A 12935-nucleotide genomic window follows, 5' to 3' on the forward strand; every position below is an offset into this window, starting at 1 on the left:
TTTAAGACAGTATGTAACTGAATTTATTATTTTTACAACAGATTTTAAAGTATGAATAAACTACTTATATTACTTGCATCGATTTTTCTTTTACCGATTGAAACCAAAGCTCCAAACTCTCACAGTGCTTTTAGAGATGGTGAATGGTTTCAGTTCAGGATTCACTATGGAATTTTCAACGCGAGCTATGCCACTTTAAGTGTCAATGAAACTACGCTAAAAGGCAAGGATGTTTATCATGTAGTCGGGAAAGGAAGCACCACGGGCCTGGCGAGAATGTTCTTTAAAGTTGACGACAACTACGAAAGTTATTTTGACAAGGAAAAATTGATTCCCTATAAATTTATAAGACAAATTGACGAGGGTGGTTACACTAAAGATCTGGAGATCAATTTTAATCACGAGCAGGACAAAGCAACGGTCTTTAATCATAAGCACAACAGAACAACTACAATAAACACTCCTGATGGCATACAGGATTTAATCTCTGCATTTTACTATTTAAGGAACAGCTATGATTTTTCCAATTTTAAAATTGGACAAGAGGTTGACCTGGAGTTACTCTATGACGACGATGAAATTTTTAATTTTAAACTCAGGTTCCTTGGATGGGAAACCTTAAATACCAAGTTTGGAAAGGTACGATGTTTAAAATTCAGACCTTACGTACAATCGGGAAGGATTTTTAAAGAAAAGGAAAGTGTAACGCTCTGGGTTAGTGACGACAAAAACAGAGTACCTGTAAGAATCCAGGCAGATTTAATAATCGGTTCATTAAAAGCAGATCTCAATGCCTTTAAAGGATTAAAACACCAATTCAAAATTCAGTTAGACTAAAAAATGGAAATAAAACCTGAAATTGCAGAGAGGATAGCAAAGCTTGAAGAGAAGTATAAAAATTCAGGACAGGATCTTGGTTCATACCTTGACGGACTATTACACGACAGATACCTTACCTATTGGGACTATATTCATTTAGACACTTTACTGAGTCTTCAAATTCCCCGAACGCATTTCCCGGACGAGGAAATATTTATAATGTATCACCAGATCACTGAGCTTTATTTCAAACTGATCATTCATGAGCAAAAACAACTTATAGACGATAAGTTACAGCGAGCTGAGTTTTTCATTAAAAAGGTCAACCGTATCAACAATTATTTCAAGGCCTTAATTTCCTCATTTGAAATTATGATTACAGGCATGGAACGCGAACAGTTTTTACAATATCGTATGTCTTTGCTTCCTGCCAGTGGCTTTCAATCAGCACAGTATCGAATGATTGAGTTTTATGCCACCCCGATGCAAAACCTGGTACATCTTTCAATGCGGGATGAACTAGCATCGGAAAATGAACTTGAAACCCTGTATGAAAATATTTATTGGAAAAAAGGCGCAACGGATATAGAAACTGGTGAAAAAACACTGACTTTAAAACAGTTTGAGTATCGATACACTCCCAGATTTATGCGGATCGCGAATCAAGTAAAAAATTCGACGCTATACCAAAAGTATTTGCAATTACCTGAAAACGAAAAAAACAATAAAGATCTTATTAAGGCGTTAAGAACGCTAGACACTAATGCGAATGTGCATTGGCCACTGATGCATATGGGGTCAGCATATCGCTATTTAAGAAGAGAAAAAGAAACCATAGATGCCACTGGCGGAACCAATTGGAAGCAATTTTTACCTCCAAGTTACCAAAAAATCATCTTTTTTCCTGAACTTTGGAGCGATCAAGAAAAACTCGATTGGGGAAAGCAATGGGTCGATCATATGTTTAATCCTGAAAAATAAAGAATAAATGCTAAGGAAACTCTTGTTGGGAACGCTGGTATTGTTAAGTTTATCAGCATGTAAGAAAGAAAAGGAAGATGCTCATGTTGAAAAACAAGTAGTTATTGAAAAACCAAAAGAAGTTAAAGAATTCGGTTTTAACCTAAACAATTTTTTTGTTCTTCGCGACACGATCAAACAAGGAGATAGTTTTGGTGAGATTTTAGCCAAGAATAGAATCGATTATTCACTGGTTTACCAGATTGCGGAACAAACTAAGGATAGTTTCGACATCAGAAAGCTACAAGCCGGTAAACCTTATACCATATTATGTTCCAAGGATTCACTTCAAATCCCGCAATGCTTCATTTATCAACCAAATAAAATTGACTATGTGGTTGTAAACTTTGCAGATTCAATTCATGCCTATTCAAAGAAAAAACCCGTTAAAGTTGTTGAAAGGGAAGCCACAGGAACTATTACAAGCTCTTTATCCGAAGCTATTCTGGAAAAAGGAATGGACTATCAGGTATCGCATGAATTGGCGGACATATATGCCTGGACCATTGACTTCTTCAGATTACAGGCTGGTGATCGTTTTAAGGTAATTTACGAGGAACGCTATATCGATGATACTATATATGCAGGAATGGGTAAAATAAAAGCTGCCTATTTCGAGCATATGGATGAGTCTTTCTATTCATTTAGATTTAAAACAGACACAATTCACGACAGAAGTGACTACTATGATGAAGAGGCAAATTCATTAAGACGTTTCTTCTTAAAAGCACCAATAAACTACTCTAGAATCTCCTCCCGTTTTACAAAAAGACGTTTTCACCCTGTTCAAAAAAGATGGAAGGCACATTTAGGAACTGACTATGCAGCTCCAAGAGGCACTCCTATTTGGGCCACTGCCAATGGTATTGTGACAAAATCGAGCTACACCGGCGGGAACGGTAAATATGTTAAAATACGCCACAACAGCGTGTACGAAACACAATATCTCCACATGTCAAGGAGAGCTGTTAAAGTTGGTGAATATGTCAAACAAGGAGACATTATCGGTTACGTAGGAAGTACCGGATTAGCTACCGGACCCCATGTATGCTACCGTTTTTGGAAAAACGGAAGACAAGTGGATCCGTTCAGCCAGGACTTACCATCCGCAGAACCCATCAAACCCGAGATCAAAGAAAGATATCTTGAATTTGTCCAGCCTGTGAAGACTCGTTTGGACAACATCATTTTTGAAGAAGAAAAAGAAGAATATATTGCAGAATTAAACTAAACATGGCATTAAACAGCATTAACCCAACCCATACTGAAGTTTGGAAAAAACTTCAGAAACACCACCTTGAAATTAAAGACATAACAATGAAATCTCTCTTTGCTGAAGATAGCAATAGAGCTGATTCATTTACAATAAAATGGAATGACTTTTATGTAGATTATTCCAAAAACAGAATTACAAAGGACACGCGATCTCTGCTTCTAGATCTGGCAAAAGAATGTGAACTGGAAGATGCCATTAACAAGTATTTTTCTGGCGAAATCATTAATGAAACAGAAGGGAGAGCTGTACTTCATACAGCGTTAAGAGCTAAAGAGAGCGACAGTGTTTTAGTAGACGGAGTTAATGTGATTCCTGAAGTCTACGCGGTTAAGAATAAAATCAAAGCCTTTTCCAATTCAGTGATATCAGGTGAAAGAAAGGGATATACCGGAAAAGCATTTACCGATATCGTTAATATAGGCATCGGCGGATCAGATCTGGGACCTGCCATGGTTACTGAAGCTTTACAGTATTACAAAAATCATTTAAACGTACACTTTGTCAGCAATGTTGATGGCGATCATGTTCATGAGTCTATTAAAGGCTTAAACCCTGAAACCACTCTTTTCATCATTGTTTCTAAAAGTTTTACAACCCAGGAAACACTCAGTAATGCTCAAACGATAAGAAATTGGTTCCTGTCAGATCAATTTTCAACCGTTCAGGAAGATGTTGCGAAGCATTTTGTTGCTGTTTCTACCAACCTTCCAAAAATAGAAGAATTTGGAATCGCCAGCGAAAATGTCTTTCCTATGTGGGACTGGGTTGGTGGCCGTTTTTCATTGTGGAGTGCTGTAGGACTATCAATCGCTTTAGCGGTTGGTTATGATAATTTCGACAAACTCCTGGAAGGTGCTCACCAAATGGACGTGCACTTTAAAACCACCCCTTTCGAAGAAAACATACCTGTACAATTATCTCTTTTAAGCATTTGGTACAACAACTTTTACAACGCCGAAAGCGAGGTTATCATCCCTTACACTCAATATCTAAGCCGATTTGCTGCATACCTGCAACAGGGCATTATGGAAAGCAACGGTAAAAGCGTTGATCGAACCGGTAATTCAGTCGACTATCAAACGGGTACCATCATTTGGGGAGAACCTGGCACAAATTCACAACATGCATTCTTCCAATTAATCCATCAGGGAACCAAAATAATTCCAGCTGATTTTATAGGGTTTACAAATTCTTTACACAGAGATAAAGACCACCATAATAAGCTTATGGCTAATTTCTTCGCTCAAACCGAAGCGCTTTTGAATGGAAAAACAGCTTTAGAAGTGCAAAATGAGCTCGAAGGAAAAATGGACACTGAAGCTATTAAAAAACTTCTTCCTTATAAGGTTTTTGAGGGCAATAAACCATCAACGACCATCCTTATTGACGAACTTACCCCTGAAAGCCTGGGAGCACTTATTGCCATGTATGAACATCAAATATTTGTTCAGGGAGTCATTTGGAACATATACAGTTATGATCAATGGGGAGTTGAATTAGGTAAGCAATTAGCCACAAATATTTTAAAAGATTTGACCTCTGAAAACATTGAGAATCATGACTCATCTACCTGTAATTTAGTGAAATACTTCAAGAAAAATCAAAAATAATTGTTGATAATTCAGTTTATAAGTTAATTCGCCATAAGCCATACCGTTAGACCAATTGGCTACATTTGTTATGCACGTATAATATTTAACATTCTCTTAATATAATAGTATGTTAAATAGTAGAATTTTGCACCGTAAAAACAAATTTAACTAACAAATGAAGACAATTTACAATTGGATTTTTACAGCAGTATTTACCTTAGTAGCTACTGCTGCATTTTCACAAGGTACTGTTACAGGTACTGTAATTGATGGCGAATTCAATGAGCCATTACCAGGGGCTAATGTTATGGTTAAAGGAACCAGTAACGGCGCTTCGACCGATTTCAATGGACAGTTTTCAATTGATGTTTCCGGCAACTCAGGAACACTCGTGATCACTTACGTTGGTTTTGTAAAAAAAGAAGTTAATTTCACCCTTTCCAATGGCACTGCCAGTGTAGGCAACATTATTTTAAGTGCTGACGCACAAGAACTGGAAGGTGTTGTTGTTACAGGAGTTGCGGATATTGCTAAAGACAGAGAGACACCTGTTGCCGTATCGACCATTAAAGCTTCTGAAATTCAGGAAAAATTAGGTTCTCAGGAATTTCCTGAGATATTAAAATCTACTCCTTCGGTTTATGTTACCAAGCAAGGTGGTGGATTTGGTGATGCGCGTATTAACATACGTGGTTTTGACCAAAGAAATACAGCGGTTATGATTAACGGTGTTCCTGTAAACGATATGGAAAACGGATGGGTATACTGGTCTAACTGGGCTGGATTATCTGACGTAACATCTGCCATGCAGGTACAAAGAGGTTTAGGATCTTCAAAACTTGCCATTTCATCTGTAGGGGGTACCATTAACGTACTTACAAGATCTGCCGAAAGAAGCGAAGGTGGTTCGGTGATGGCTGGAGTAGGTAACAATAACTACCTAAAATTACTTACATCTTACAACACCGGTTTAATGGACAATGGCCTTTCTGCTTCCATACTTTTTAGCAGAACTGCCGGTGATGGTTATGCTCAGGGTACTTCGTTTGAAGGGTATAACTACTACTTTGCCTTAGGTTATAAGCCTAACAACAAACACGATTTTCAATTTACTGTAACGGGGGCACCTCAACAACACAATCAGAGAGGATTTGCACCTAGCATCAGTGACTACATCAGATATGGTCAGAATGGTGACCCTAATATAAAATACAACAGTGATTTCGGATACAGAAATGGCGAGGAATTCACTTTTAGTGGTAACTTCTATCACAAGCCTGTTACTTCATTAAACTGGGACTGGAATATTTCTGACAGCTCTACCCTTTCATCTGTTTTGTATGCTTCATTTGGACGCGGAGGATCAATCGGGTCCATTGGTAGAATTAATGGCGGAAGATCATACTACGGTCAGTTTAAAGACAGTCAGGGTCATGTTAGAGTTGACGATATAATTGCCTGGAATCGCGGTGTTGATGTTCCTGCTTTCGGAGATCCAAGACAAGGATATACCGGAGGTGGAGACCCTATGTACCAGGGAATGTTTGTAAATGGTGGTGATTACGATTCTCGTTATGTCGATGACGGTGGTCATATTTACGGAGGTCAAAACGGTATTTCTCAACGTTCTTCAGTAAACTCTCATAACTGGTTTGGCGCCATCATTAACTTTAACAACGAAATCAATGAGAACTGGACTTTCGATCTTGGAGCTGACCTAAGAACTTATAAAGGTATCCATTACAGAAGATTGGTTGATCATTTAGGAAGCGATGTATATGTTGACAATGACAACATCAATGAAAACTACAGGTTTATCAATGAAACATACGCTCCTACCATCGGAAATGTTTGGAATGTATTTAAAGACACCGATAAAGAAGTTAAGATCGATTACTTTAATGATGGTAAAGTAAACTGGGCTGGTGCCTTCGGTCAGTTAGAATACAAGAATGAGGCATTATCTGCTTTCGTTCAAGCGGCGATATCAAATCAAGGATTTAAAAGAATTGATTATTTCAACTATTTAGATTCTGATCCAGAGCAAGAGTCTGACTGGGAGAATTTCTTAGGAGGAAATGTAAAAGGTGGACTTAACTACAACATCAATGAGCAACATAATGTGTTCGCAAATGCGGGTTATTACTCAAAGCAACCTTTATTTGACGGGGTGTTTATCGACTATAACTCCAATACTGTAAATGAAGATGCCGTTAATGAGAAAGTTTTCGGACTAGAGTTAGGTTACGGATTCAGGTCAAGTAGATTCAGAGCCAATGTTAACCTTTACAGAACCTCTTGGAAAGATCGATTCTTATCAGAAGGTGTAACTGTTAGTGGTGATCAGGATGGATCTGCTAACTTCCAGGGTCTTGAACAAATTCACTCTGGTGTTGAAGTAGACTTCACCTATATGCCACATTCAATCTTCAACGTATATGGTATGGTTTCAGTTGGTAACTGGGAATACGGAGGCGATGTAGAAGCGAATGTATTTGACTCTGGTCAAAACCTGGTAGGCACTTATACCTTATACCTGGATGGTGTTAAAGTGGGAGATGCTGCACAATTTACTACAAGGTTAGGGGTAGATGTTGAACCACTAGAAGGATTAAAACTTGACGCTAGCTGGTATCATGCTGACAATCTATATGCAGATTTCGCAGGAGATAGTGGAGATTTTGTAGAGCAGTTTGGAAATCCTGATAACCAGGGAGCACTTCAACTTCCTGCTTACGATTTGATTGACGCCGGTCTATCTTACAAGATGCTTGTAGGTCGCGATAAATCTAAATCTGTTAGCTTAAGACTTAATGTTAACAACGTATTTGACGAGACTTATATTTCAGAATCCGAGACCAATGTTTTTGCTGAGCCTGGAGATGAAACCTATAATGGTATCAGCACCAGCAACAGAGTTTATTTTGGTTTTGGAAGAACCTGGAACTTTAGCTTACGATACAACTTCTAATTTTTTTTAGAATTCACATATAAATAAAACCCGGCATTTGCCGGGTTTTGTGTTTAATGAAAATACCTACATTTGTCTGGTCTAACAAATATTCAACTATGGCTCTCGATCATTTAAATGAAACTGTAGATTATTTAATAAATAAAGGATTCGACAATCCCGAAATTGGAATTGTTTTAGGATCAGGTTTAGGGAAACTTGTCAATGAGATCTCGAACCCGATCGTGGCTCACTACAATCATATCCCCTTCTTCCCTTTAGCTACTGTAGAATTCCATAGCGGCAAACTTATTTATGGAACGATAGAAAACAAAAAAGTAGTGGTTATGCAAGGTCGTTTTCATTTATACGAAGGATATGACCTTATCGATGTAACATACCCTATTAGGGTAATGCACCAATTGGGTATTAAAAAGCTTTTCGTATCAAATGCTTCCGGCGCCATTAACTTAGACCTGAAAAAAGGAGATTTGATGCTCATCGACGACCACATTAACATGTTAGGGGGATCACCACTGGCCTTTAAAGGGGTTTCCCAATTTGGTGAACGCTTTGCCGACATGAGTGAACCTTACGACCTTAAAATGAAGGAGCAACTACAATCCATTGCAGAAAAACAAGACATCGACTTAAAAAAAGGTGTTTATGTTTCTGTATTAGGACCACAGCTTGAAACTAAGGCAGAGTATAGAATGCTAAAAATAATCGGAGCGGATGCCGTTGGTATGAGCACGGTACCAGAGGTAATTGTTGCGAACCATTTAAACTTACCCGTGGTTGCCGTATCTGTTATAACAGACATAGGAGATCCTGACAATCTAAAACCTGTTAGCATTGATGAAATAATACAGGTTGCCGGTCAGGCAGAACCTGACATGATTCGTTTATTCAATGAACTTATTAAGCTACAATAAAAAAAGCCCTGATCGAATGATCAGGGCTTTTTTTAAGGCTTTATATCTTTTCGACATTATTTATTTTTCACCAACTGACTTTCCGAACTCCAGGTGGTAACATTTGCAATGCGATTGTCGGTATAATCAACTTCACTTAATTTACCATCAGACCAAAAGAACCATTTACCTGCTTTTTTACCCTGATCGTAATTAGCGATCGCTGTCTTTTTTCCTTCCTTATCATAAGAGACCCATTCTCCCTGCAACTTTCCATCTAAATAGAAACCCGTTTGAGCTACTTCCCCATTACCGTGAAAATAGGTAGCTTTAACCATATTGTCCTGCTTTTCGAAAATAGGTTCTATTTTTTGTTCTTGAGCAAATAAAACTACAGAAAACAAAAGTGCTAATGTTAATGTTATATTTTTCATAGTATATGTTTTTAAAGTGCTTTTGCCGACCCTTTTGTTTACATTATACTAACAAATATAACTAATTTTTACCTTAAAGCAACATTCACGTAACATTAAATTAACATTAAAACGGTAATCCACTCATTCAAAACACCTTAAAAAATATCTTTCACTGAAAAACATCACGAAATGATCGAATTTTTAATAAACGAGAGCGTCCCAATATGGTTATAAAAAGCTCATTAAAATCTAAAATGATCTTATATAACTTATTACCTTTGCAGGATTAAAATCTGATTTAGAATGTTTAGATCTTATACATGTGGCGAACTACGCTCAGCAAATATAAATGAAGAAGTTACCTTAGCAGGTTGGATACAAAAATCAAGAGATAAAGGATTCATGATCTGGGTTGATCTCAGAGATCGATATGGCATTACTCAACTTATTTTTGATGAGGAGAGAACCCCGAAAGATGTTTTTAACCAGGCTAAAGAACTTGGTCGTGAATATGTAGTTCAGATAAAAGGAACTGTTATTGAACGAGAATCTAAAAACAACAATATCCCTACCGGAGAAATTGAAGTTTTAGTCTCAGACATTAAGGTGCTAAATGAAGCTGACACCCCTCCTTTTACCATAGAAGATCAAACGGATGGTGGTGAAGATTTAAGAATGAAGTATCGTTATCTTGACATTCGGAGAAACCCTGTTAAAAATAAACTTATATTTCGTCATCAAGTGGCTATGCAGGTTCGCAACTACCTTTCGAATGAAGGGTTTATTGAAGTTGAGACCCCATATCTTATAAAGTCTACACCTGAAGGGGCAAGAGACTTTGTGGTTCCTTCGAGAATGAACGTAGGTCAGTTTTATGCATTGCCGCAATCGCCACAAACCTTCAAACAACTTTTAATGGTTGGTGGAATGGATAAATATTTTCAGATCGTGAAATGTTTCCGCGATGAGGATTTAAGAGCAGACCGACAACCGGAGTTCACACAAATAGATTGTGAAATGGCCTTTGTTGAGCAAGAAGACATCTTAACTATTTTTGAAGGCTTAACACGTTACATATTAAAAGAAGTTAAAGGTGTTGAATTAGCTCAATTTCCAAGAATGACCTATGCCGATGCTATGCGTAAATATGGAAATGACAAGCCTGATATTCGTTTCGGAATGGAATTTGGCGAATTGAACAGCGTGGCTCAACATAAGGACTTTAATGTATTTAATACTGCCGAGCTTGTGGTTGGAATTGCAGTTCCCGGAGGTGCTTCATATACCCGAAAAGAAATTGACAAACTAATTGATTGGGTAAAACGCCCTCAGGTTGGCGCCAAGGGAATGGTTTACGTTAAGTGTAATGAAGATGGAACCTTTAAATCTTCGGTAGATAAGTTCTACGACCAGGAAGATCTTGCTAAATGGGCTGAGGCTACAGGTGCCAAAGCCGGTGATTTAATCTGTGTTCTTTCTGGAAATATTAATGAAACCAGGGCTCAGTTAAGCGCGCTTCGCATGGAGCTAGCCGAAAGACTTGGATTAAGAAACCCTGAGGAATTTGCTCCTTTATGGGTTGTCGATTTCCCGTTACTGGAGTGGGATGCAGATACAGAAAGATATCATGCCATGCACCATCCTTTTACCTCTCCTAAACTAGAGGATGTGGAATTATTAAATTCTAATCCGGGAGAAGCAAGAGCCAATGCTTATGACCTGGTTTTAAACGGAAATGAAATTGGAGGAGGATCAATTCGTATTTTTGATCAGGAATTACAAAGTAAAATGTTCTCTTTATTAGGATTCACCAAAGAGGAAGCTGAAGCACAATTCGGCTTTTTAATGAACGCCTTCAAATATGGTGCTCCGCCTCACGGTGGTATTGCATTTGGATTTGATCGCCTGGTTGCCATCCTTGGAGGTCAAGAGACCATTAGAGACTATATTGCATTCCCTAAAAACAATGCAGGACGCGACGTTATGATCGACGCTCCGGCTCCAATTGATGATGATCAATTAAAAGAATTATGCTTAAAACTTGATGTTTAAGCATTAATAACTAAATACTTATCCCGCTATATGCGGGATTTTTTTTCATCTTTGTTATTTCAAAAGCAATTATAGCTGCATTTAAACTATGCCTAATCAAAAGAAATCTTTATTAGCCAAGCTATTAATATGGCGCGCGAAACATATATCGCATCGCCAGTTCATACTTATGCTCAGTGTTCTAGTCGGGTTCACATCTGGTGTTGGAGCATTGGTATTAAAGAATTTCACTCACTTCATTCAGCATTTACTGGAAGGCAACCTGGTTCAGTATTACCATCATGCCTTTTACTTTATATTTCCCATAATTGGGTTTGGCATTGTTTATCTCATTATGAAGTATGTGATCAGGAATAAGGTAAGTCACGGTATCCCCTCTACCCTTTATGCTATTTCAAAACGAAAAGGCATTATGAAGCAGTATCAGATGTTCGGGAGTATATTGACTGCTCCGATCACTGTTGGTTTTGGGGGTTCGGTAGGACTGGAAGGACCTACGGTTGCAACGGGAGCTGCCATCAGTTCGAATATAGCAAGGTTGTTTCACATGAACCAACCTACCAGAACACTCCTTATAGGGTGTGCCGCTGCGGGGGCACTATCATCGATATTCAAGGCACCGATCGCTGCCATTATTTTTGCAATTGAAGTGTTCAGTCTTGACCTAACGCTGACATCATTAGTACCGCTCTTACTAGCTTCGCTATCAGCTATTCTTACTTCCTATTTTTTCTTTGGGGATGATATTTTACTCCCCTTTCGTATAGAAGACAAGTTTATCATTGCGGATGTTCCTTATTTTATGATTTTAGGGGTTATTGCCGGGTTGGTCTCTATATATTTCTCTAAGGTATATGAACATATTCATCGCTTCTTTGACCAGATTGAATCTCCTTTTAAAAGGATTATTATAGGTGGTGTGGGTATTGGCTTTCTGGTGTTTCTTATACCTCCCTTATACGGGGAGGGCTTCGACGTTATGAACAACATTATCAAAGGAGATCTCGTTGCTGCCCTAAAGGGCAATATTTTTAATATGGACCTCAGTAATAACTGGAATGTAATTGCATTATTGGGCGGTTTGGTGTTATTCAAAGTGGTTGCGAGCAGTATTACTTTTGGTGCAGGCGGGGTTGGTGGAATATTTGCGCCTACCTTATTTATGGGGAGTATTCTCGGGAATTGTGTTGCCAAAATAATCAATAGTTTTGGCATTCTGAACACTTCGGTTTCTGAAAGTAATTTTACCCTGGTAGGAATGGCAGGTCTGATGGCAGGTGTCCTTCACGCTCCACTTACAGCAATTTTCCTCATTGCGGAATTGACCGGCGGATATGAACTCTTCATTCCACTTATGATCACAGCGGCGATATCGTATTCTTTCACTAAATATTTTGTATCCCACTCCGTTTATACTATGGAATTAGCGCGAAAGGGAGAACTTATCACCCACGATAAGGATCATGCGATCTTAACTTTTATGGATCTGGAAAGTGTGATTGAGAAAAACTTTATGCCTGTACATCCGGAAATGACCTTGGGAGCTATTGTCCACAAGGCTGTTGTGAAATCAAAAAGGAATATTTACCCGGTATTGAACAAAAAGGATAAAACTCTTGAAGGCGTTATATTACTGGATGATATTCGTCCTATTATGTTCGACCAGACCATGTATGAATCTGTTCTGGCCTCGGATGTTATGCAAACACCACCTGCTATCATAGAAATGGAAAAAGATAAAATGACCACCGTCATGAAAAAATTCCAGGATAGTGGCGCCTGGAACTTACCGGTCACCAAAAATGGCATTTATGTTGGTTTTGTTTCAAAATCGAAGCTCCTTACCGCTTATAGAAGAAAGTTAATTAACTTTGCGGTATAACTAGCAGATTTCAC

At 38.3% G+C, this 12935-nt stretch carries 9 protein-coding genes; 8 read left to right on the forward strand and 1 reads right to left on the reverse strand.

All coding sequences use genetic code 11. From position 1 onward, the window contains the following. Window positions 1-51 precede the first annotated feature (51 nt). The 6 genes from P278_RS11695 to P278_RS11720 all read left to right on the forward strand — a co-directional run bounded on the left by P278_RS11695 (window position 52) and on the right by P278_RS11720 (window position 8592). Window positions 52-837, forward strand: a complete 786-nt coding sequence (locus tag P278_RS11695) for a DUF3108 domain-containing protein (RefSeq protein WP_038266945.1) — start codon at window positions 52-54, stop codon at window positions 835-837. A gap of 3 nt (window positions 838-840) precedes the next feature. Further along, entirely contained in the window at window positions 841-1800 is a 960-nt protein-coding gene (locus tag P278_RS11700) for a tryptophan 2,3-dioxygenase family protein (protein ID WP_038266948.1), read from the forward strand. Window positions 1801-1807: 7 nt separating this feature from the next. Continuing rightward, window positions 1808-3070 (forward strand): M23 family metallopeptidase, encoded by a 1263-nt coding sequence (locus tag P278_RS11705; RefSeq protein ID WP_038266951.1) that lies wholly within the window; start codon window positions 1808-1810, stop codon window positions 3068-3070. Between the two features lie 2 nt (window positions 3071-3072). After that, window positions 3073-4725: a glucose-6-phosphate isomerase gene (pgi, locus tag P278_RS11710; RefSeq protein ID WP_038266954.1), complete on the forward strand. Its 1653-nt coding sequence runs from the start codon at window positions 3073-3075 to the stop codon at window positions 4723-4725. A gap of 157 nt (window positions 4726-4882) precedes the next feature. Further along, window positions 4883-7678 (forward strand): TonB-dependent receptor, encoded by a 2796-nt coding sequence (locus tag P278_RS11715; protein WP_038266958.1) that lies wholly within the window; start codon window positions 4883-4885, stop codon window positions 7676-7678. A gap of 98 nt (window positions 7679-7776) precedes the next feature. Beyond that, complete coding sequence (locus P278_RS11720) at window positions 7777-8592, forward strand: purine-nucleoside phosphorylase (RefSeq protein WP_038266962.1); 816 nt, start codon at window positions 7777-7779, stop codon at window positions 8590-8592. A gap of 56 nt (window positions 8593-8648) precedes the next feature. Here P278_RS11720 and P278_RS11725 read toward each other — a convergent pair whose 3' ends face one another. Continuing rightward, window positions 8649-9005, reverse strand: coding sequence for a toxin-antitoxin system YwqK family antitoxin (locus tag P278_RS11725; protein WP_038266965.1), 357 nt, complete (start codon window positions 9003-9005; stop codon window positions 8649-8651). 285 nt (window positions 9006-9290) lie between these two features. Here P278_RS11725 and aspS point away from each other — a divergent pair, with 285 nt between their 5' ends. Both aspS and P278_RS11735 read left to right on the forward strand, forming a co-directional pair. Further along, complete coding sequence (gene aspS / locus P278_RS11730; RefSeq protein ID WP_038266968.1) at window positions 9291-11039, forward strand: aspartate--tRNA ligase; 1749 nt, start codon at window positions 9291-9293, stop codon at window positions 11037-11039. An 88-nt stretch (window positions 11040-11127) separates the two neighbouring features. Beyond that, window positions 11128-12921 carry a chloride channel protein gene (locus tag P278_RS11735; RefSeq protein ID WP_038266971.1) on the forward strand — a complete coding sequence of 598 codons (1794 nt, stop codon included), beginning with the start codon at window positions 11128-11130 and terminating at the stop codon, window positions 12919-12921. The last annotated feature ends 14 nt before the right edge of the window (window positions 12922-12935 follow it).

This window comes from Zhouia amylolytica AD3 (genome assembly GCF_000511935.2).
Lineage (GTDB): Bacteria > Bacteroidota > Bacteroidia > Flavobacteriales > Flavobacteriaceae > Zhouia > Zhouia amylolytica.

What these genes read in the sequence shown, in the direction of transcription:
- P278_RS11695 (WP_038266945.1), top strand. Translation starts at nt 52, where the DNA reads ATGAATAAACTACTTATATTACTTGCATCGATTTTTCTTTTACCGATT.
- P278_RS11700 (WP_038266948.1), top strand. Translation starts at nt 841, where the DNA reads ATGGAAATAAAACCTGAAATTGCAGAGAGGATAGCAAAGCTTGAAGAG.
- P278_RS11705 (WP_038266951.1), top strand. Translation starts at nt 1,808, where the DNA reads ATGCTAAGGAAACTCTTGTTGGGAACGCTGGTATTGTTAAGTTTATCA.
- pgi (WP_038266954.1), top strand. Translation starts at nt 3,073, where the DNA reads ATGGCATTAAACAGCATTAACCCAACCCATACTGAAGTTTGGAAAAAA.
- P278_RS11715 (WP_038266958.1), top strand. Translation starts at nt 4,883, where the DNA reads ATGAAGACAATTTACAATTGGATTTTTACAGCAGTATTTACCTTAGTA.
- P278_RS11720 (WP_038266962.1), top strand. Translation starts at nt 7,777, where the DNA reads ATGGCTCTCGATCATTTAAATGAAACTGTAGATTATTTAATAAATAAA.
- P278_RS11725 (WP_038266965.1), bottom strand. Translation starts at nt 9,005, where the DNA reads ATGAAAAATATAACATTAACATTAGCACTTTTGTTTTCTGTAGTTTTA.
- aspS (WP_038266968.1), top strand. Translation starts at nt 9,291, where the DNA reads ATGTTTAGATCTTATACATGTGGCGAACTACGCTCAGCAAATATAAAT.
- P278_RS11735 (WP_038266971.1), top strand. Translation starts at nt 11,128, where the DNA reads ATGCCTAATCAAAAGAAATCTTTATTAGCCAAGCTATTAATATGGCGC.